The sequence below is a fragment of the Candidatus Arsenophonus phytopathogenicus genome (assembly GCF_056113345.1).
The window spans coordinates 762,487-784,297 of the sequence record NZ_JBUIOB010000017.1 but is presented as its reverse complement, the minus strand read 5'-3'; the positions used below and the strand labels follow the sequence as shown (position 1 = coordinate 784,297).

Sequence of the window (21,811 nt, the reverse complement as noted above, 5' to 3'; positions counted from 1 at the left end):
ATATTAATTATGTACAACTAATATTGTCAAAAAAAATGAATAGGTAACTAAAATGAGATTTAAATGAAAAAATTTTCGAAAAAAAATGATTATTATCTGGTAACAGCAAAGGCATTAATGGTTCCATTATACTATGCCGTTATTAAAAAAGAGTTGAAGTTAACTTATGTTGGTGTAACAATTTTAAATACTCACCAGCTGACAGTAAAAAAATTAACAACATAAAATAAAAAAACAGATAGTTTTAAAATAAAACAAATAATCGACGTTTATAAACGTTTTACAGTTAAAAAATTAAATTCAAATTATAATAGAAAACAAATTACTACAGAAATAGATAAACTATTATCGGTTCCGACACCTTAAAATTAAGCTGAATTTTTTTATTATTTTTATTTACCCCTGCCACACGACATACCATCATAAACTTTTACCATTATCTATAAAATTAACCAACATTATCAGAAAAAACAAAAAACATGACAGCAACATAAAGATAATGCAGCGGAAGCGCTAAAAAAAATAGCGCAATTCCTTATATATTTATCGCACTGTGCACTAGTAATTACGTTCTTAATCCTCGTCCTTTTTCAATTAAGTACCAAGTTATGGCATATAAGATAACAATGAAAATCACTAATACCGATAAGGTAATAGATAATTCAACATCGCTAATGCCAAGAAATCCATAACGTAACCCGCTGATCATATAGACAATCGGATTAAGCTTAGATACCATTTGCCAAAATTCAGGCAAAAGTGACAAAGAATAAAAAACACCACCTAAATACGTTAATGGTATTAAGACAAAGGTAGGAATAATACTAATATCATCAAATGTTTTGGCAAATATCGCGTTCACCAATCCAGCTAATGAGAATAAAATTGCTGTCATTAATACAGTAATAATTACCACCCATAATGAATAAATATGTAATGGGACAAAAAAGAGCGAAACCAGGGTGACCAAAAGACCAACCAATACCCCTCTAGCAAACCCACCGCCAACAAAACCAATTATCACAATATGGGTAGGAACTGGTGCAACCAGCAATTCTTCAATGCTTTTTTGGAATTTTGCTCCAAAAAATGAAGAACAAACATTAGCATAAGCGTTAGTGATCACCGACATCATAATCAAGCCAGGAACAATAAACTGCATGTAATTCACACCATCCATATTGCCAATTCTTGAACCAATTAAACTACCAAAGATAATAAAATAGAGTGACATAGTGATCACTGGTGGTAGTAAAGTTTGTACCCAAATACGCGCAAAACGTGTTATTTCTTTGATCCAGATGGTTTTCATCGCCACCCAGTAGAGCTGAGTCATCTATTTTCCCCTTGCTTTATCGATAGTGGATGCTGTTTATTCATTAAACCAACAAATAATTCCTCCAAACGATTTACCTTATTACGCATACTGGTTATCTGTATTCCTTGCTCAGAAAATTGGCTAAATAAACCATTCAGGCCTTGATCTCGAAATACATCGACTTCTAGTGTTGAAGTATCCACCAGCTTGAATTTATAACCATCTAATATAGGAATAGGACTCTTTGGCGCCAAATCAAAAATAAACCTCTCTAACTCCAACTGATTGAGTAGTTTTTTCATACTGGTATTCTCAATCAATTCTCCATATTGAATAATACCAATATTACGACATAACATTTCCGCTTCTTCCAGATAATGGGTCGTTAAAATAATGGTGGTGCCTTGCGCGTTTAAAGTCTTTAAAAAACTCCACAACGAACGGCGCAGCTCAATATCGACCCCTGCGGTTGGCTCATCCAAAATTAATAACTTTGGTTGATGCATTAATGCGCGAGCAATCATTAAACGTCGTTTCATGCCACCGGAGAGATCTCGCGCAGGCTCATTACGTTTATTCCACAAAGCCAGTTGAGAAAGATACATTTCTGCCCGAGACAAGGCTAAGGAACGCGGAACCCCATAATAACCTGCTTGATTGAGCACTATCTGTAATACCGTTTCAAACAGATTAAAATTAAACTCTTGTTGCACTAGTCCCAATTGACGTTTAACATTCACCACGTCTTTATCGAGATCATAACCAAAAACTCTCACTTTACCGCTCGTTTTATTGACTAATGAACTGATAATACCAATTGTCGTTGACTTACCCGCACCATTAAGTCCTAATAAGGCATAAAAATCACCTACCTCAACCTGTAAATCAATGCCGGTTAATGCTTTCACACCACCAGGATAGGTTTTTGTAAGCTGAAGCAGTTCTAAAGCATAAGTCATAAAAAACCTTTCTTATCTATTTTTATTCCATACATGATAATAAATCACACCATTAGCAATCTTTTTCAATTAAACTATAACTAACAACTAGTAAATATTAAAAAATAAATTGATCTTGTATATGATTATTATCGCAGTTAAACATAACTAATCCAGGTGAATTATGATGAAAAAAATTAAACAACTGTTTGAAAACAATCTACAGTGGTCAGAATCGGTAACCAAAGAAAATCCCTCTTTTTTTAAAGAATTAGCAAAATTTCAAAATCCACATTTTCTGTGGATAGGCTGCTCTGACAGCCGGGTTCCGGCCGAAAAATTAATTAAAGTAGCACCAGGCGATCTATTTGTCCATCGCAATGTCGCTAATTTGGTGATACATACTGATTTAAATTGCCTATCTGTTATCCAATATGCTGTTGACGTACTAAAGGTTGAACACATTATCATTTGTGGTCACTATGGTTGTGGTGGTATTGAAGCTGCAATTGATAATACTGAACAGGGCCTAATTAATAACTGGCTACTGCATGTGCGTGATATCTTGTTTAAACATAGCTCAATTTTAGGTGAACTGGCTCCGCAAGAACGGGCAAATCGTTTATGTGAACTCAATGTCATCGAGCAAGTTTATAATCTTGGTCATTCAACAATAATACAATCTGCCTGGCGACGCAGCCAAAACGTCATCATTCATGGCTGGGTCTATGGTATACATAATGGCAGACTCAATGATCTTGATGTCACTGCTAATAGCCGTGAACAACTTGAACTCACCTATCGACAAGCTATCGCTAAATTAAACCAGCAAAAATAAACACTGCAAAAAATCGAACGTTAGTTCGATTTTTACAGCCAATAAATAACACTACTGTTTAATCGTCTAGTAAAATAACATGCCCGATATAGGGTAAATGTCGATATTGCTGCGCATAGTCGATACCATAACCAACAACAAATTCATCTTGAATAGCATAACCAATCCATTCAACAGGAACCTCTACTTCACGTCGAGAAGGTTTGTCTAATAACGTACAAATAGCAACAGATTTAGGACCACGTAATTTTAGAATTTCACGGACTTTTTTGAGTGTATTACCAGAATCAATAATATCTTCAACAACCAAAACATGCTTGCCACGAATATCTTCATCCAGATCCTTAATAATTTTCACATCGCGAGTTGAAGTCATCCCATTGCCATAACTTGATACCGTCATAAAATCGACTTCATGCGGGATATCAATTCTACGGCATAAATCAGCCATAAAAATAAAAGAGCCTTTCAAAAGACCAACCAACACCAACTCATCTTGCAATGATTTATAATGTTTAACAATCTCTTTTGCCATCTCATCAATACGTTGTTTAACATCCGCTTCTGAGATCATGACTTCTACAATTTGTTTCATAACTTTAGGCATTCATGGAAGTAAAAACCGTAGACTCTAACATAAGGACAATAAAGACGCGATACAATGCCCTCACTCAATATTGATTAACAACATAAATAAAATAGTTAATATCTTAGCTAACAGAGAAACTGACCATCATGCCAGTATCTTCATGCTCTAACAAATGACAATGTGCCATATAAGGATGTGCCTGGGTTGCTACATGATCAAATTTTACTAGCACCTCACTGATATCGCCATCAACTCGTACAGTATCTTTCCACCCTTGTCGGTGAGGAGCGACTGCTTGACCATTCTCGCTAAGGATCCGAAATTGGGTTCCATGAATATGAAAAGGATGTAACATCATGTCACCACGACCGGAAATGAGCCAGCGTTCATATTGACCTTTAACGACATTAAATGCCAATTCATGCATTGAAAAAGGTCGTCCATTAAATACTGTTGGCATGCTGAAAATCGAAGGGTTGATTCATGAATTTGCCTTGCTGATGACTATTATGCATATGATGATCGCCGTTGCTATTCATCATATCGTGATGGCCATGCATATTCATACCCGCCAAAGCCTGCTCACCATACTGTTTTCTAAGCGCCATCATCCCTTGCATATCTAAACGGGCATCCATCATTAAATGCAATTGACGCTGTTTAATACAGCCAAATCAGACAATGAAGCATAGAAGCTATCAGGTAAAAAAGTCGCTCTTGCGTTCAATCCCGGCTCAATATGCAACAAGGCCAGCGGCTGATCAAAAGGTTTGATTGTCATAGCCATTTATTTGACTGGCAATGTAACAATATCAAACGCTTTACCATTCGAGGCATCTATCAGTACCTCAAAGCGTTCGGCACTTATCATCAGTAATTGATCGACTGCAACAGGTTCATTTAACAATCCACCATCACTAGCAATAACATACATTTTACGTCCATCACTGGTTGCCAGATTTAAACTTCTGGCATTACAACCCTTAAGAAAACGTAACCAACCCTTAGGTGCTGTATGTCTGGGTAATACAACGCCATTAGTCAACATAGTATTACCAAACCAGCCAACCGCGGCACTCATTACATCAAGCTGATAATCTATTTGCCCTGCGCTATTTAAACGTTTATCCTGCAAAATGACCGGAATATCATCAATGCCCCATTGATTTGGCAATTTGAGTGATTGGCTATTCTCATCCTCAATTAATACTAACCCCGCTAACCCCATGGCAACTTGATAACCCGTTTTTCCATGAGGATGCGGATGAAACCAACAAGTTGCCTCAGGTTGGTTAACCATAAAATTAACCCTCCTCACCGCATTTGGTTTAATTATTGAATGAGGGCCACCATCAACCTCGCCGGGGATCTTTAGTCCGTGCCAATGCAATGCGGTAGCCTCGGATAACTGATTATCAATAGTGACACGCTGGCCTGATTTAAGCTTAATAGCTGGTCCTAATAACGATCCATTATAACCCCACGTTAGCGCTGGTTTTGCTGGTAAAAATTGCGTTTTACCTTGCGTAACCCGGATCTTAATTTTGCCATGATTATCAGGCCATAATAATGGTGGAATAGGTAAAGAAGGATATTGAGTTGCAGATAATGCAGCTCGACTCCAGGTTGGTAATAAGCTTACTGAACCGATTGCCGCTGCCAGTTTCATAAAATCCCGACGCAACATAGCTTGCTCCCTTATTATTAGACCCTAATAATATAAGGTATAGAAGTGAAATGGTAGAAAATAGATAATTTCACTAAAATATAGAGGTTCCACTTAATGGAAGGTCAAGCTAATATTTTTTATCTACTATGACATTATATTTATCCAGTTTTGCTAAAAAAAGTATACTTAATAGTGTTATAACTATCAATAGAATAAATTGATATTTAAATTATACAAATAACTGAATGCGTAAAATTATTTTTATTTCACATATAACTCTGCTTTTTTGGTTTGTTTTTTCAACCAAAGCATTTGCCATATCAATCAATGAAACAAAAAATCTAGCTGATTTAACAGCTGTTTATATATTTTTAAAGCATGATTGTGGTTACTCACAAATTCCTGATCGTGAAATTGAAAGAGCAATCTTCTATTTTGCCCAGAGTAACCATTGGGATATAAGTAATTACGACAAAAGTGCCATGGCAAAATTAAATGAAGAGCGTTATGATGACTTAAAAAAATCCCCATCCCTCGTAAAAAGAAATGCCGGGTGCTTGCCAATGAGGCTTTAGCACTATTTGCCTATGTAAAATAAATACTTTCTTTCGTCCATTTAGATAAGAAATTTCTAGCTGACCATTGAAACGAAACAAATTATTAGCTGCGCTTTTTTAACTCTGTTAGAAAGGAAAAGACAAGTATGTCAAAAAAAGAAATTTGGCTCGAAACACTCCACCATAATGTAGGTCAATATTTTACTATTGATAATATACTGTACCATAATAAAACAGCTCACCAAAATCTGATTATTTTTGAAAATGCTGAGATGGGGCGGATTATGGCTCTTGATGGCGTAGTACAGACAACTGAACGGGATGAATTTATTTATCACGAAATGATGACTCATGTCCCTTTATTTGCCCATGGTTGCGCTAAAAAAGTACTAATAATTGGCGGTGGTGATGGAGGAATGTTACGTGAAGTATGTCGCCATCAATATTTAGAAAACATCACTATGGTTGAAATTGATGCGAGTGTAGTCGAATTTTGTCGCCAATATCTACCCAATCATAATGCAGGCGCTTATAACGATCCGCGTTTTAAATTGGTCATTGATGATGGCGTCAATTTCGTTAAGACAACCCAAAAAAAATTTGACCTTATTATTTCTGATTGCACCGATCCTATCGGACCAGGAGAAGGACTATTTACCTCAGATTTTTACCAAGGATGTGTCAACTGCCTGAATGAAAATGGCATTTTAGTTGCACAAAATGGTGTTTGTTTCTTGCAACAAGATGAAGTAATTAATAGTCATCAAAAACTATCTAATTACTTTAATGATTGCAGCTTTTATCAAGCCGCTATACCGTCTTACTATGGCGGCATGATGACCTTTGCCTGGGCAAGTCAAACAGCAAAATTACGTCAAATATCCTTGCAAATATTGGAAAATCGTTTTAAAAAAGCAGAAATTATTTGTCGCTATTATACACCATCACTGCATCTAGCCAGCTTCGCTTTACCACAGTACTTACTGGATTTACTCGCTAAAAAAGTTTAGTTTTACTCAATAGGAGGTGAAATAAATTGCAAAAATTGAAATTACATGGCTTTAACAATTTAACTAAAAGCCTAAGTTTCTGTATATATGATATCTGTTATGCCAAAACAGCAGCAGATCGCCATAGTTATTTGGCTTATATTGATGAACAATATAATGCAACACGCTTGACTGAAATCCTTACCGAAACCTGCTCTATCATTGACGCCAATATCTTGAATATTGCCCGACAAGATTATGAGCCTCAAGGTGCCAGCGTTACCATTTTGATCAGTGAAAATTCAACCAATCCAAAAGATGTAGACAACACCGAAAATCCGGGGCCATTACCCGATTCTATTGTTGCTCATCTGGATAAAAGTCATATTTGTGTTCACACTTACGCAGAAAGCCATCCAGAGGATGGTATATGCACTTTTAGAGCAGATATCGAAGTTTCCACTTGTGGCGTAATTTCGCCATTAAAAACTCTTAACTATCTTATTCATCAACTTGAATCAGATATTGTTACTATTGACTATCGTGTTCGTGGTTTTACGCGCGATGTTAATGGCATCAAACTCTATATTGATCACGAAATCAATTCCATCCAAAATTATATGCCAGAAGAATTTCAGTCTCAGTACCATATGATAGATGTTAACCTCTATCAGGAAAATCTTTTCCATACTAAAATGATGCTAAAAAACTTTGAGCTTAATCTGAATAACTATTTGTTTAATACAACCGCAGAACAGCTGGCTGTTGAGGAAAAAAAACAGATTACTTATTTGTTAAAAAAAGAGATGCAAGAGATTTATTACGGCCGTAATTTGCCAGAATTATAATTTATAACGATTAGTGGATCAAGAATAGATTCTTATCCACTAATCATACGACTCCATTCAGTGTTGATATCAATTTTTTACTTTAGCAACTTCCGGCACACTAAATGAACATTACTGGCTAACAAACAGGCCTAGGCCTATTGGCTTTTTTCATTATCTTTTATAGCTTGATTATAAATCGCAGTTGCTATCCATTGGTTAATTTTTATTACCTCCGCATTGTCCATATTCCAGATAATCTTTCATTACCAAAAAGACTTCAGACCCATAAATAAGGGAAAACGATCTTTTCACTTTCTCAATAATTTCTGGGGAAAAATCATCCTTCATAGGTTCAACTATCATCGCCAAAATATCTTTCCGATGTCCCCGAACTAACCGTTTTTCTACTTTTACTGTTGATGAGCGAGCTATCGCCCATTGCTGCAAAGAAACTTGTAGTGCTGCCCTAAGTGCTCCTTCATATTGAAACATCCTCGGATAGGCAAATAACAATAATTCTTGGATCCGTTCTTCAGTTTTTTGGCTATCAGGCAACCAAGTTAAAATAGGCCCCAAGCTTTCACTCACAATGGCGGAAACTAGATCACTATGAGTTGGAAAATAACGATAAGCTGTCGCTCTCGAAACATCAGCATGCGAGGCAACTTCAGAAACAGAAGGCAATTTTCCATCTTCAAACAAGCTCAATGCGGTAGAAATTAATCGGTTAAAAGTTCGTTTCCTGGTGCCAGTATATTGTGAAGTAAAATCAATTGACGTCATAAAATTTATCCTTTATTACTAACCAAAATGGATTTAAACGTCACCTTTACGATAACTTTTATAAATAGAATTTACTGCATAAAAAAACAATATAACGCTAAAGAATTAAAAATAAATTGAGACTAATATCTCAATTTATAAAAATCATAAATGATCGCTTACTTTTTTTGCGCCTATAATACTCCCATCCAAGTCAGCAAACAATCAAGGATTTATGATGAAGGAACAGCAAAGTTATATCTACATTGCCGCGACACTGGATACCAAGGCAATCGAAACTTTTTATGTTAGTCAACTTATAAAAAAAACTGGCTTAGCGGTACGTATTGTTGATTTAAGTACTAATCCTAACACTTTGAATAATAAAGCAGATATTAGTACTGAAACTATTGCCAGCTATCATCCTTTAGGAAGAAAAGCTATCTTTAGCCAAGATAGAGGAAAAGCTATCGCAGCTATGGCAATCGCATTTGAGAAATATCTCTCACAACAAAAAGATGTTTTAGCTATTCTTGGATTAGGTGGTTCAGGTGGAACAGCGCTTATTACACCCGCAATGCAATCTCTTGCCATCGGTATTCCAAAATTAATGCTCTCGACGATGGCATCTGGTGATGTTTCAGGCTATATCGGTGCCAGTGATATCTCCATAATGTACTCAGTTACAGATATTTCTGGCCTGAATACTATCTCCCGTAAAATTTTAAAAAATGCCGCTGCGCAAATCGCAGGTGCGGTACTTTTTAATTCTGCTAATGAAAATGAAAACAAAAATAAACCAACTCTGGCGCTAACTATGTTTGGGGTAACAACACCCTGTGTCCAACAGTTAACCAAAAAATTAGATAACCATTATGATTGTTTAGTGTTTCATGCTACCGGAAGTGGTGGCAAAGCAATGGAAAAACTGGTTGATAGCCAATTATTGAATTGCGTGCTTGATATAACAACCACGGAAGTTTGTGATTACCTTTTTGACGGCATACTTGCCTGTGATGAAGATCGCTTTGGTGCCATCATGCGTACCCAAACGCCCTGTATCATCTCTTGCGGTGCATTAGATATGGTTAACTTTGGTCGTCCAACCACCATCCCTGAAAAATATAAAGATCGTCATTTTTATCATCATAATAGCCAAGTTACATTAATGCGTACCACGGCCGAGGAAAATTATAAGATGGGGGTCTGGATTGCGCATAAGCTGAATCAATGTCAAGGCGATGTTACTTTTATCATTCCAACCGGGGGATTTTCCGCCTTAGATATTGAAGATGGCGTTTTTTGGTCACCACAAGCTAACCAAGCCTTCATTGATGCGTTTAAATCAAACTACCAAACCACAGCTAACAGAAAACTGATAATCACTCCTTATCATATCAATTCAGCAGAATTTGGTCATCAAGTGATAGAATTGCACCAAGAACTAATGAATTAATTTGGAGTTATGAAAATGAAACAAACACGCGCATCATTATTAGCAAAATTCCAAATGATGATCTCACATGGTCAACCGATTATCGGTGGTGGTGCCGGCACAGGTTTATCAGCGAGATGTGAAGAAAAAGGAGGGATTGATCTGATTGTGATTTATAACTCTGGCCGCTATCGCATGGCTGGTAGAGGTTCATTGGCGGGTTTACTTGCTTATGGTAACGCCAACGATATTGTTATGGAAATGGCAAAAGAAGTTTTACCCGTGGTTAAAAATACTCCAGTATTAGCGGGTGTTAATGGTACCGACCCATTTTGCCAATTCGATACCTATCTTGACTCTTTAAAAATAATGGGATTTGCCGGTATACAAAATTTTCCTACTATTGGTTTGATCGATGGTAATTTCCGAGCTAACCTTGAAGAAACAGGCATGGGATATGCGTTAGAAGTTGATGTGATCCGTCAAGCCTATAAAAAAGATTTATTAACAACGCCTTACGTTTTTAGCGCCATCGATGCGAAAAACATGACAGAAGCTGGCGCTGATATTATCGTCACGCATATGGGATTAACAACAGGTGGTGATATTGGTGCCAAAACAACTCACACGTTAGAGGATTGCGTAAAACTGATTAACGATTGGGCGGCAGCGGCAAAGTCTGTTCGTAAAGATATTATTGTACTTTGCCATGGCGGTCCTATTGCAACACCTGAAGATGCAAAATATATTTTACAAAATTGCCCTGATTGCCACGGTTTTTATGGCGCAAGTTCTATGGAACGTTTACCGGCAGAAACTGCCATTACTGAAACTACAAAAATATTTAAAACGATAAAACGAAAATAATTTTTAATACATTTTAGGTTGTAAAATCAACCAAACTTTTGATCGCTAACGCCAGGAGCCTGTGGTATTTACTTTACTACAGGCTTATTTTTATTAATTATTATTTAATTAATACCCAGCCTATAAAATGGACTCTTGCAACAAATTAATGATTGTTAATAATAAGTTACTATAGATTTGTTAATATTAATATCATCACTTAACTTGTTAACGCAAAAAAACAAATTATAAAATAAAGAAAATTCTTAAGCATTCTATTTAATCTAACTAATAAAATTTAAATAAAAAAGACCGATATATAATAAATAGTTAATCATCTATCATACAAAAATAAAATGTGTAAAATATTTAACTGTTTTTTGTCTATTTTGCCAAAAACTTTCTTGTATATTTAAAAAGGTACATAATGCATTCATCTGATGTTACCAAGCGTTCACTCTACTCGCTAAGTTGGCCAATCTTTATTGATGTTCTGCTACATTTTGCAACGTTACTTATCAATACTTATATGGTTAGTCACGTCTCCACAGCTTATCTAACCGCAATGGGAGTAGGCAACCAAGTTTTTGATTCTTTTTATCACCATATTTAACTTTATCAGTGTAGGATGCAGCGTTGTTATCGCCCAATATTTAGGGGCAGGTAAAAAAGAAAAGACTAGTCATGCCATCCATATCTCTATTGCTTTTAATTTCCTATTAGGCTTTATCAGTGCCGCCATTATTCTACTCTTTGGCTATAAGATACTTGGTATCATGAATACACCAGCACATTTGCTGGATTATGGTTACGCTTACTTACATATTCTTGGTTTATGTTTAATACCAGAAGCAATTTCAATCATATTAGCGGCTTGCTTGCGTGTTTATGGCAAATCACAACCGGCAATGTGGGTAAAATTTATTGCCAATCTGATCACCATCCTCGGTAATATGATCGTTTTATATGGTTTTTTTGGTTTACCACAATATGGCTTAACTGGCGTTGCCTGGTCTACAACGATCGGTCGTATAGTCGCTATAATATTACTTTTCTTCTTATTATTCAGTGGACTAAGGATCAAATTTGTACCCTCTTTGCTGTTACACTGGTCAAAAAATACGTTAAATAAAATATTACATATCGGACTTCCTTCTGCAGGCGAAAATTTAGTCTGGATTTTACACTATATGGTGGCTTCTGCTTTCATCGCTTTAATGGGAGAAACCTCTCTTGCTGCTCAAACCCTCTATTTCCAACTTTCATTATTTATTATGCTATTTGGTATTTCCTTTAGTATTGGTAATGAAATCATGGTGGGTCATTTAGTCGGTGCCAAGCGTTTTGAAGATGCATACCAACGAGGTTTGAAAAGCTTAAAATGGGGATTTTTTATTACCATTGGTATTGTATTTTGCTTCTGGTTATTTCGTATACCTCTATTGAATGCAATTACTGAAGATCACAATATTATAAAATTATTACTTCCGCTGTTCTTACTCTCTGTTTTTCTCGAGCCTGGCAGAACACTAAATATTGTCATGGTGAATGCCTTACGTGCTGCTGGCGATGCCCGCTTTCCCTTTTGCACCGCACTTATTTCTATGTGGGGTATTGCGCTCCCAATCAGCTATTTTTTAGGTTTAAAAATGGAAATGGGATTATTAGGAATATGGCTTGGATTTCTATGTGATGAATGGCTACGAGGTTTAACCAATGCCTGGCGTTGGCGCTCTAAGCGTTGGCAAACCAAGCGGCTCGATATCTAATATTATTGCTACCTTTGTTGTCTTTAAGTAACGAAGGTAGCCCAAAATAACTGATCAATTAACGCGTTCGGTTAATAATGCAAATTGTTGCCGAATTTCCTCTTCAGGTAAATGTAAACCAATAAAAATCATTACCCCTTGACGCACCTCGCCATCTTGCCACTCACGATCCCAATCGGCACTATATAAACGCTGAGCTCCTTGAAATATTAATCGACAGGGCTGATGTTTAATCGCCAATATTCCTTTATAACGTAAGAGATTATCAGCATGGCGACATAATAACTTCTCCATCACTTTTGATAGTTCTGACAATTCAACTAATTGATCAAGATAGACAACGATTGATTGAATGGCATTTTGTGTGCTAGACATAAAACGAAAAATAGGCTTTGAAATAGTTAACTTATCGCTAAGCATAAATCCATTTATGTTAAATAATGACTGTATCGCCATATCACCATGGGTGACTTGATAAATAGGTGCTCCGGCATTAATACGCTGTAAACGGGCTATTAATGCAGCATTATTTGCTTGAATATCGGTTTTAGTTAGCAAGATACTATCCGCATAACCAATCTACACTTGAGCAATAATGAATTGATTAAGCTGTTTCTCAGCATGTACCGCATCCACAACCGCAATAATGCCATCTAACAAAAAACGTTGGCAAAAAACTTTATGTGAAAAGAAAGTTTACGTAATAGGGCCAGGATCAGCTATTCCAGTACACTCAATAATCAGGCGATAAAAATCTAATTGCTTGTTATATATAGCATTAAGTAAATCTAATAGCGTATTTTCCAATTCATTCGAGCGATTACAACAAATACAACCATTGCCTAAGGTTGTTATCTGAGTGGCATTATCACCGATAAGCTCACTATCAATCGATTCTGCTCCAAATTCATTTTCAATAACTGCAATTTTATAGCCATGTTCTGCATTGAGAATATGACGAAGCAATGTTATTTTGCCTGCTCCCAGAAAGCCGGTCAATATTGTTACTGATATTGATGTCATGCTAAGCCTCAGTTATCACATCCATTGAATAATGGCTAGCAACAGCGAAAACCGCCGTTATCACTACTAGCATAGCGCGCTGCCTGACGTTGCCGAAAAAATTCTTCATAACTCATGATCGGTTGCTCAGGATAAGTATTACGCATATGCTGAACATATATTATCATAGTCAGGAATACCGATTAGCATAAGTGCCACCTGCCCCAAATATTTACCTGCTTGTCCAAGATTATTAAACATATTTATTACCTCAAAAATACCCCACCTAAGCTTATAACCTACTTTGTGGGGAACAATGGTTTTAATATTAATTAATGTGAGGAGGAAATTTTAATATCACTTTCAGCGACAGAAACATATGGTATTTCAATATTTGAACCTTTAGCTGTTCTCCAGGCTTTTATCGCTATTTAAAACGCTTGCTCTGAATCATCGTCAGGCTTATGGTCACTATCCGTTGGCGGTAATTCGCCATCAGCTGAAGCCTTTTGACTCTCACTTAACGCTTTTTCATCTGTGCCTACATCCGGTGGCACATTATCCGTTTTTACTTCTGGTGTGTTTTCTGCCGTATCTAACATAACTACCCCTTGTTTACTCGATATAAGCCCATCGGAAGGCAATAGAATGACTGGCTTCATAAAGACAGCGATTAACGTGATTAAATGTGATTACTGCTCTGATTGTTGCTGAATTGTTTCCTGAGCGTTTGCTATATTCATGCTCTGTGAATGATTTTGAGCCGCCCCTTTTAACATCAATTCCGCATCAGCACGGGCATTGTCTCCTTGCTTTTGCTGGAATGTGCTAAACAAGGTTAAGAACTCCCTGAACTCCTTGCGCTTGCTTAAATCCATCGCGTTAAATATATCGGCCACTTTAGCGGCTTCTATTTGAATTTCAAGCCGTCTGTTTTCCTCCCTGATGACTTCCGCTTGCCCTTGAAGTAAAACACCCTGAGCAGCCAGTACCTCTGCATTCGGCTGTGATTGCTGTGCTGCTTGAGCCTGGGTAACCCTCTGTTCTTCTTCGGGTGTTCTTGGTTTTACAACACCAGACAATAACAATTGATTACGGTTGTACTCCTTCAAGTCATCAAGCCCCTCACCGTCCAGATTATCGAGGACGATAGAGGTTAACAGGTCATGCCTGGGGGGTATTGGGTGGAACCATTGATAAGAGGTGAGTTAATGATTTAACGGTTGCGTCTCGCCGCGTTGCGAATGACTGACCGACATCGACAGTGACTTCATACTTCCCTTGCGATAGGTCATTTAACGCTACTCGTCGACCGGTTTGGCGATCGAATACCTCACCATTCATCAATGCCACATCGTCAATATTGTCTTCATTGACAGTGCGCATCGGGGTATCGCTACCATATATCTCTCTGGCCATTGACAGCCAGACAACACCCGCCCACCGCATCGATTTTGCCATGTTATCCATGTAGATATAGCTTTGGGTATCCATCCGGTTAAAAACACTATCAACCGTTTCAGTCGCTACATTGTTCGGCATATTCTCAAACTGTGAAGCGCCTGTGATTTGTTGAATAGCGGTTCCGGTGTACTGCAACAATCCAGCCAACGCCGGAGACATTTCGGTGATGGGGGTATAACCACTGATTTGAGCCGGCGAGGCCACATTTTCCAGACTATCCTTTAAACTCGTCATCGGCAGAAAGGCCGGTCTGCTCTTGTTTCTGGTTTCCCAATGTTGCATTAGTGGAACAGGAATAAAATCAACGTCTACGATCGGGATCCCGTCACCACCTGCTTTGGTGGCATTATCCGCCATCATCGATACCATCAGGTTTTCTAACCGCTGAGCATCCATTGCCTTAGCGGCATGGCCTTCGATACGCTCTTGGTTATCAACGAATGAACAGCGACCATAAACAGGGATCAACGGAATGTATTCACCGGCGATCCTCTTTGGTTTTTCAAGCCATTCTGCCCCTGATAATAAGCCACAATAAACGCGCCGCTTTTTAACTTCACGTTAGTTTATTGACTCAAATTCGCCCTCTTCCAGCTCATCGAAAATGTCTTTAATTTGTTCAGTGTCATAAATAGCGGTTGCGCCAGTAATAGGATTACGCCAGGTGCTGACCATTGTCTTTTCTATGCGGACTTCATAATAACGTGCTACATAGATAGCTTCAGGCGGTGACCAATCGTATTGTGTTCCCGTATCATCACGACTCAGGCTGCTTGTGTTTGCGTTTGGATACTCTGATTTAAATGCCTCGGGTGTCATAGAGAACATTTCAAGCGCCCACATTGCATCACTTCTATCGTATTGCTTGCTATCCTGATCGAAGAATACGCATGTCGCAGGGTCATATACTGGCACTAGACTTATTCGCCGTTGTTCATTATTCGGATCCATTTCATCTTCATAATCAGCATACAGCCGAAAGCAACCGAACCCGCCAACAACCGCATCATCGAATGCGTTGTCACAGGCTTCAGCCCCTGCGGTTTCTTGATAGTCTGCACGAAACTTCCCATTCATTTTCTCGGACAACGCTTCTGATGCCTGGCTATCTTTCGGGCGAAACTTAACACTAATTCTGTTTTGTCGGTATTCACCGATAATTCGGTCACACTCTCTCGCTATTTTGTTTAGTTCGAATCGAGGGTAATGTTCAAACCGACCTTCCTCAAATGAATAACCCGCATTCGTGCTGCCTTCCCATTGCGCACCCAACACTCTCACAAATCGTTGGGCAGTGGCGACTTGCTCTCGCATACTTTGCGTGTTGGAATAGGCCTTATCAAAGTTACGCAAAACCTTTTTGTGCCAGTCTGCCAACTTACTAATCATCTTTTCTTTTTTAGTCATATCAACCTACACCACAAGGTATTCTGTAATGCGTATAATCGGGGATACTTGGACGGGGTGGACAATACATACACATCATTAACGCGTCTGCCAGGTTAGGTGATGGAATGCCAAGCTTTTGTTTCATCTCAAACTTGGTCATCAATTCAAGCTTCCCATTACCGTTAAATTTTCGTTGGATTCTGTGTCAACTCCGCAAATAACTTCGCTAACATCTGCTCGCCAATGCACGCTTTATCGAAACTTATCATATCATCAGGGTTAGCATACTCACCCTGTGTAACAGCACGATACATGAGATAAAGCCTATCTGCCAACGTGTAATAAAATTGGGCGCGTTTATTTCTGAAAACATCGCCCAGGGTACGAATATTGTCACCTTCGACAACCTCATCAAACCAGGCACCTGATTGATACGCCGCCTCTTCATTGAATGGCGATCCGCTCCCTTTAAACAGGGTAACAACGGTTTTTTTCCCTCGAAAGCCTCCGTAATCTGTCGACGAAGTCCAGCGCCGAGGCCATCAGCGTCCCAAAGGAAGTGATCTGCCCCTGCTTAATGGCTAATTCCGTCGCCCAATCAGCACCCTCGTTAACGTCCATTTGTAAGCCTTCTGATATATGTTTCACCACTGAACCGTGGCGCATTGCATAGCCTTTCGCATCTGGGCCGGTATCTGATGGGTCATGCGCGGCAATAATTGCCCCTTTCGCTTTCCAACCAAGCACCTTATAGGCATCGATAGCCGCTTCCAGCCATTCGCGTTTGATGATAGCCCTCTCACTCGCACTGACGGGCTCACCTAACCAGATATAGCGGTAAAGTATTGGATTACGATGTTTACATTCTTCCATTTCTAATCTGAGCACGTCGGGAAAATGCGGGTTATCAGTATAATTAGCGGTCAGTAGGCAAATATCATCAGGGGGATTAACGACAAATCGCTGGTAAGTATCATCAAGAATATTTTTAGGATTGAAGCTCACCCATATTTCAGAATTTGGCTTTCGAATAGTCGGGATCAAAATATCCCAACTCTCTTTCGTCACAGCCTCAGCTTCTTCAACCCAGCAAATATCAATCCCTTCTAATGACTTAATCTTTGTTGGATTGTTCTTTATGCCATAAAACATGAATTCAGCGTGAGTACCAAGATGCCGAATCATAAAGCGCTGGATTTCAAACTCGGCCGTATACCCTTCACGCTCAATCGTGTCTTCAAGCAATCGGATCACCGAGTCGCTAATACTGTTTTGCAATTCACGCGCGCAAAGTATACGAACTGCCTGGCGTCTTGCTGCCTCAATGAGCAACCGTGCTATCGCCCATGACTTACCGCTCCCTCGCCCACCTTTAGCACCTTATAGCGATGCGCTTCAATGAACGGTTCAAAGACAGGGTTAATCATTGTCATTTCCCGAATAGTGTACTCATAGGGGATGTTTTAATCTTAACCGGTCCGCCATCTTTACCTGTGAGGGCAGTTTCTTGTTTTTCTGCGTAGCCATGATTGGATAACATTAATTTAACAATCGTTGGGTTAAACTCGCCTGTAAGCCCTTTATTTATCAGGCTATTTTCTTGAATAGTTTTGATAGCCGCTAACGTGCCTGAAAATTCTTTATTTTCTTTAGCATATTCCTGTGCGGTAGACCTGCTAATACCTAAGTAACAGGCTAGGCCAGCTACGCTGGGTACCACATCGCCTACCGTTTTATATTCACCATTTAAATAGTGTTTAGCTTTTTCAAGACTGACGGCTAATTTACTTGGGCGTCCAATTTTCTTTTTACTCACCATAATTTACTCGCCAGGTTTACTGGAAAAGGAGTAAAGCTTCTTTCCCCTTTTGGATTGACTTTTGCGCACGGGCAACAGGCGTACTTTCTGCGCCGGACTCGTGCCATAAATCCTTAAATATCTCAAATTTCAGCTTCTCGTCTTTCACAAAATCGATGTTAAAATATCAAGGCGCATTTGTTGTTCTGCGGTTATTTCTTTCATCATTTCACCTGTTTCAAATTAATGTTTATGTTTAGCCGCACTCTTCGCCCATCGTTTAGCCTGATTGAGACAATCCGATATCATCTTGCCGCGTTTACTCGCTGGCTGTTTGCAGTAACACCGGATAGCTTCACGAGTAGCTAAGCTTGCTACAGATAGAGAAAGCCGAGTTTGATTAACTCGGCCTTGATGTTTTTCTCTATGAATTCTTCGTGGTTCATGCTGGGCTGTCTCCATCAGGAAAATCACCAAGATCATACAATTTGAATTGAATAAAATCCTTTACTAATTTTTCAGCTTTCTTTATTGCTTTTTTCTCTTTTTTCTAAGTGTCATTAATGAGCTACCTTTTTGACCATGCTCAGAAAAAGAGAACACTTCTGCTTTGACTACTCTATCTTGCATTTGCTTTATAGTCATTTCAGTCAAACCCGAGAAATCCAATAAATTTAGATCATTGGTTCCTTCAAACTTAGTCATGTGATCAAATACTTTTGCCTGTAACTCATTGCCATTAAACAAACTTCACGTTTAGGAAATCGATAAATTTTTCGAGTAGCCTGCGCACCATTTCCAGCAGTGAAAATATCATCAGAGAAAAATTTCCCTGATGTTTCGCCAAGCACCTTGGGTACTTTCTTCAAAAAATCATTGTGCTGTAACTTGCGATATTTTTTACATGGAAACGTTAATCCCTCTGCCTCCTATTTTGATTTCCGCTCAGCATTAATGTAATCCACCATTTCCAGACTAGTTATTGTTGGTAATTCTGTTGCTAAAAAATTGTTATTTTTAGTTGTTACTGATTTCATGATACTTACCTTTCACAAAAGAGACCTCAGCTCACACAGAACGAACAGGCCCCGAACGCATCATGATTGACTGACGTTCTCTGAGGTCTCTTTTGTGAATTGTCTCAGGTTTATTTAAATGCGCGGTGAGTGCGCGGGAACTATCCGGAAATTCCGGATAGTTAAGAACTTAATTCACTGACACTGTGTTTTGATGTATTGATGTAAATATTCCGTCTGCTTTTCGTTCTCAACTATCATCGCTCTAAGACGGAAATAATCTTCTCGAGCTGCTTCATTAAGTTGTGGGGTGTCTTCATCATATCGGCTCTGGGTGGTAGCGGTTTTGGATGTACGACACACGGCGTTGACGCGCAACCGCTTAGTGCCAGCACGCACAGCATCATGCAACTTAGCCATCTCCTTTTTGGCATTATTCAGTTCCTCGGCGTGTTGAATATCGAGTTGGTGCAAGGCATCTATCTTTTGCTACTGCAATTTCACGGCTTCAATTTGCGCGTGGTATTGCTGTTTTAGCGTTTGATCGTTTTGCTTGACGGTTTGATATCGGGAGTTGATAAAAACGAGTGATAAAACCAATGCGACAATAATCACTACGATAAATGTGTAAGGTCACCATAGCATATTACGCTCTCTATCTCTCGATGATTCATTAAACCTTTCCAAACTTCGCCTTTCACATAAACCCATCGTTTCATCTCATCACAAGCGCCCTTTTGGTCATTGGCATTGAGCTTTTTGAGTAACGTGGATTTGGCAAAATTGCCTACGCCCACGTTGTAGGCAAATGAGTAAAGGGCAGCGTGAGTGAGTGTATTAATGCTCACTTTAATCAACGGGTCAATATAGCGCTTAACCGCTTTCAAATCTTCATCAAGCCAATTATCACACTCTTCTTGCGTGTACGTCCGGTTACGCTCAATATCCTTGCCTGTGTGTCCGTAGCAAACAGAAAGCACCCCGCCACCGTCAAAATAGGGCTTAAATCTCAACCCTTCAAAATGCGTTATCATGCTTGAGGCCAAAAACAACGCACTACCGCCCGTTGCCATCAATATTTTTTCGGTATCTTCATACTGACGCTCCTTGAGTTTGTACTCCTTTTTGCGGTAGTACACGTTGATTGAAAAAGTCCCTATCGTGCAGATAATACCTATCACCGCTACCCACTGCTCAAGGGTGAAAAAAACCTAAGATGGTCGTTATAATGCCCCAAAGGTAGGCGGTGAGTGTTGAGTATTTTTCAGACATGCGCATATACCCTACCGTTGAGGGTTCCGTTGCTTTAAATTAAAAAGGGAGCCAACCGCCTTACTCATTTAGACTATTTGATCTGTCAGTTTTGCGGTGGCGTAAACGAAAAACCCCACGTTTTCACATGGGGCTATGCACTACTGCCTTATTACCTTATATATACCATACGAGCTTATAAAAAGTAGTGCGTTAATAAGATATAACTATTTGGGTAACAACACAACCAAAAAGAAAACCCCGCAAAAAGCGAGGCTCTATGATTTTTGCATAAGTGTATCAGTTTACCTTAAAATTGTTGCTCATTTGCTCATTAAAGTCAAGCCATAATTAGGTTAAATTAATCATTTTAGCAACAGTTTTTTGATTTTTCATGACCGTTAATAGCCGATTGTGTATTAAATACACGCCGGCATTGAGAATATCATCAATCTCCCTTCTGCATGTTATGCGCGATGGTCTTTTCCACCTTCTCCCCGCCCTGGTCATCATCCTTCTCGGTTTTGCTATTTTGTGATAATAGGTGGCTATGCTTAATTTTGACTTTCCGTAAACATAATAACTTAATAGAATCTGGTAGGCTTTCTCATCAATACGCATAACAGCATCAACCACTTGAGAAATGAGCAATCCTTCATCATCGTTACACATTGGCCTCGAAGGTATCACTTCCCCTTTCGCCTTTTGCATAAATCGCCAGATGATATTGAATTGCCATTTGTCGAGTTCTCCTGAGCATACCCACGCCCCCCATAACTCAAGCCAACCATTTACCCAGTCATGCTGTGCTTTAGTTAATTCCAATGACTTAACCGCCTTCATCTGTCCTCCGGCAAAAATAGGAATAGGGACATGTTTTGATGCCCTGCATTGAATGTTGGTTTCTTGATTACGCTAATTCCCAAATGGTGATAACCAGTTTCCCGCCCTTAATGATTTCCTTTCGCTCAACGTGCAACACATCTATCTGAGCATCATCAATTATCAACCCGCCATGACAGAGTGCATCAATCGGTGCTTTCATCAGGTTATCTAAATCTCGCTTACGACGGTCAGGTGGATACACCCCTATCTCAACCCCTAAACGTTGCGATAATCGCTTACAAAGCTTTTGATGCAGGATTTCTGCAACTACCGACTGGCGGTATAATCTCCCTTTTGCGGTGATGAAGTGTTTGTGTTTTGCGTGATACCAGTAGTGATTTACGGAAGGAGGGAAAGGAACGGTGATTTTAAATTTTTCCAATATTATAAGTTTCCAAATGCGATTAATAACCAAAAAATAATGCAGAAAACAACGCGCTGAATACGAAGCGAAGCCTAAACCCCT

General features: G+C 38.8%; 18 protein-coding genes and 8 pseudogenes. 8 read left to right on the top strand and 18 right to left on the bottom strand.

The window, feature by feature from the left end; translation table 11 throughout:
• Nucleotides 1–63: 63 nt before the first annotated feature.
• The gene (locus tag AC01GB_RS07485) at nucleotides 64–225 is read left to right on the top strand and encodes a hypothetical protein (RefSeq protein ID WP_474451303.1); all 162 of its coding nucleotides are present in this window, start codon (nucleotides 64–66) and stop codon (nucleotides 223–225) included.
• 340 nt (nucleotides 226–565) lie between these two features.
• Here the strand turns inward: AC01GB_RS07485 and AC01GB_RS07480 are convergent, their stop codons facing one another.
• Nucleotides 566–1,336 carry an ABC transporter permease gene (locus tag AC01GB_RS07480; protein ID WP_474451301.1) on the bottom strand — a complete coding sequence of 257 codons (771 nt, stop codon included), beginning with the start codon at nucleotides 1,334–1,336 and terminating at the stop codon, nucleotides 566–568.
• Complete coding sequence (locus tag AC01GB_RS07475) at nucleotides 1,333–2,277, bottom strand: ABC transporter ATP-binding protein (protein ID WP_474451300.1); 945 nt, start codon at nucleotides 2,275–2,277, stop codon at nucleotides 1,333–1,335. The genes AC01GB_RS07480 and AC01GB_RS07475 overlap by 4 nt, the downstream gene beginning before the upstream one ends.
• 163 nt (nucleotides 2,278–2,440) lie before the next feature.
• On the opposite strand from AC01GB_RS07475, the gene can reads away from it, so the two are divergent.
• Complete coding sequence (gene can, locus AC01GB_RS07470; protein WP_474451299.1) at nucleotides 2,441–3,094, top strand: carbonate dehydratase; 654 nt, start codon at nucleotides 2,441–2,443, stop codon at nucleotides 3,092–3,094.
• 58 nt (nucleotides 3,095–3,152) lie between these two features.
• Here can and hpt read toward each other — a convergent pair whose 3' ends face one another.
• Together hpt and cueO are read right to left on the bottom strand one after the other, a co-directional pair.
• Entirely contained in the window at nucleotides 3,153–3,689 is a 537-nt protein-coding gene (gene hpt / locus AC01GB_RS07465) for a hypoxanthine phosphoribosyltransferase (protein WP_474451297.1), read from the bottom strand.
• 115 nt (nucleotides 3,690–3,804) lie between these two features.
• Nucleotides 3,805–5,370 (bottom strand): annotated as a pseudogene (gene cueO / locus AC01GB_RS07460) (multicopper oxidase CueO).
• A gap of 227 nt (nucleotides 5,371–5,597) precedes the next feature.
• On the opposite strand from cueO, the pseudogene AC01GB_RS07455 reads away from it, so the two are divergent.
• The 3 genes and pseudogenes from AC01GB_RS07455 to speD all read left to right on the top strand — a co-directional run bounded on the left by AC01GB_RS07455 (nucleotide 5,598) and on the right by speD (nucleotide 7,746).
• Nucleotides 5,598–5,950, top strand: a pseudogene (locus tag AC01GB_RS07455) (YacC family pilotin-like protein).
• 105 nt (nucleotides 5,951–6,055) lie between these two features.
• On the top strand, nucleotides 6,056–6,919 hold the full coding sequence (gene speE, locus AC01GB_RS07450; protein ID WP_474451296.1) for a polyamine aminopropyltransferase: 864 nt from the start codon (nucleotides 6,056–6,058) through the stop codon (nucleotides 6,917–6,919).
• Between the two features lie 26 nt (nucleotides 6,920–6,945).
• Nucleotides 6,946–7,746: an adenosylmethionine decarboxylase gene (gene speD / locus AC01GB_RS07445; protein ID WP_474451295.1), complete on the top strand. Its 801-nt coding sequence runs from the start codon at nucleotides 6,946–6,948 to the stop codon at nucleotides 7,744–7,746.
• A 137-nt stretch (nucleotides 7,747–7,883) separates the two neighbouring features.
• Here the strand turns inward: speD and AC01GB_RS07440 are convergent.
• Nucleotides 7,884–8,511 (bottom strand): annotated as a pseudogene (locus tag AC01GB_RS07440) (TetR/AcrR family transcriptional regulator).
• Nucleotides 8,512–8,728: 217 nt separating this feature from the next.
• On the opposite strand from AC01GB_RS07440, the gene AC01GB_RS07435 reads away from it, so the two are divergent.
• From AC01GB_RS07435 to AC01GB_RS07425, 3 genes and pseudogenes are all read left to right on the top strand, one after another.
• On the top strand, nucleotides 8,729–9,946 hold the full coding sequence (locus AC01GB_RS07435) for a Tm-1-like ATP-binding domain-containing protein (RefSeq protein ID WP_474451293.1): 1,218 nt from the start codon (nucleotides 8,729–8,731) through the stop codon (nucleotides 9,944–9,946).
• 15 nt (nucleotides 9,947–9,961) lie between these two features.
• A complete protein-coding gene (locus tag AC01GB_RS07430; protein WP_474451292.1) occupies nucleotides 9,962–10,792 on the top strand; it encodes a phosphoenolpyruvate hydrolase family protein in 831 nt (276 codons plus the stop codon).
• A 406-nt stretch (nucleotides 10,793–11,198) separates the two neighbouring features.
• Nucleotides 11,199–12,540, top strand: a pseudogene (locus AC01GB_RS07425) (MATE family efflux transporter).
• A 54-nt stretch (nucleotides 12,541–12,594) separates the two neighbouring features.
• On the opposite strand, the pseudogene yjiA reads toward AC01GB_RS07425, so the two are convergent.
• From yjiA to AC01GB_RS07360, 13 genes and pseudogenes are all read right to left on the bottom strand, one after another.
• Nucleotides 12,595–13,563: pseudogene (gene yjiA / locus AC01GB_RS07420) on the bottom strand (GTPase).
• 35 nt (nucleotides 13,564–13,598) lie between these two features.
• Nucleotides 13,599–13,803 (bottom strand): annotated as a pseudogene (locus AC01GB_RS07415) (YbdD/YjiX family protein).
• A 170-nt stretch (nucleotides 13,804–13,973) separates the two neighbouring features.
• The gene (locus AC01GB_RS07410) at nucleotides 13,974–14,204 is read right to left on the bottom strand and encodes a hypothetical protein (protein WP_474451291.1); all 231 of its coding nucleotides are present in this window, start codon (nucleotides 14,202–14,204) and stop codon (nucleotides 13,974–13,976) included.
• 30 nt (nucleotides 14,205–14,234) lie between these two features.
• A pseudogene (locus tag AC01GB_RS07405) lies at nucleotides 14,235–16,395 on the bottom strand (portal protein).
• Nucleotides 16,396–16,414: 19 nt separating this feature from the next.
• A pseudogene (locus tag AC01GB_RS07400) lies at nucleotides 16,415–17,828 on the bottom strand (PBSX family phage terminase large subunit).
• On the bottom strand, nucleotides 17,825–18,214 hold the full coding sequence (locus AC01GB_RS07395; protein ID WP_474451290.1) for a DNA-packaging protein: 390 nt from the start codon (nucleotides 18,212–18,214) through the stop codon (nucleotides 17,825–17,827). The pseudogene AC01GB_RS07400 and the gene AC01GB_RS07395 overlap by 4 nt, the downstream one beginning before the upstream one ends.
• A gap of 16 nt (nucleotides 18,215–18,230) precedes the next feature.
• Nucleotides 18,231–18,362, bottom strand: a complete 132-nt coding sequence (locus AC01GB_RS07390) for a DUF2560 family protein (protein ID WP_474451288.1) — start codon at nucleotides 18,360–18,362, stop codon at nucleotides 18,231–18,233.
• A 74-nt stretch (nucleotides 18,363–18,436) separates the two neighbouring features.
• Nucleotides 18,437–18,655: a hypothetical protein gene (locus tag AC01GB_RS07385; RefSeq protein ID WP_474451287.1), complete on the bottom strand. Its 219-nt coding sequence runs from the start codon at nucleotides 18,653–18,655 to the stop codon at nucleotides 18,437–18,439.
• 66 nt (nucleotides 18,656–18,721) lie between these two features.
• Nucleotides 18,722–18,898, bottom strand: a complete 177-nt coding sequence (locus tag AC01GB_RS07380; RefSeq protein WP_474451286.1) for a hypothetical protein — start codon at nucleotides 18,896–18,898, stop codon at nucleotides 18,722–18,724.
• 506 nt (nucleotides 18,899–19,404) lie between these two features.
• Complete coding sequence (locus AC01GB_RS07375; protein ID WP_474451284.1) at nucleotides 19,405–19,683, bottom strand: lysis protein; 279 nt, start codon at nucleotides 19,681–19,683, stop codon at nucleotides 19,405–19,407.
• 140 nt (nucleotides 19,684–19,823) lie between these two features.
• The gene (locus AC01GB_RS07370; protein WP_474452344.1) at nucleotides 19,824–20,282 is read right to left on the bottom strand and encodes a lysozyme; all 459 of its coding nucleotides are present in this window, start codon (nucleotides 20,280–20,282) and stop codon (nucleotides 19,824–19,826) included.
• Nucleotides 20,283–20,811: 529 nt separating this feature from the next.
• A complete protein-coding gene (locus AC01GB_RS07365; protein ID WP_474451282.1) occupies nucleotides 20,812–21,303 on the bottom strand; it encodes an antiterminator Q family protein in 492 nt (163 codons plus the stop codon).
• 67 nt (nucleotides 21,304–21,370) lie between these two features.
• Entirely contained in the window at nucleotides 21,371–21,727 is a 357-nt protein-coding gene (locus tag AC01GB_RS07360) for a RusA family crossover junction endodeoxyribonuclease (protein WP_474449935.1), read from the bottom strand.
• Nucleotides 21,728–21,811: the final 84 nt, after the last annotated feature.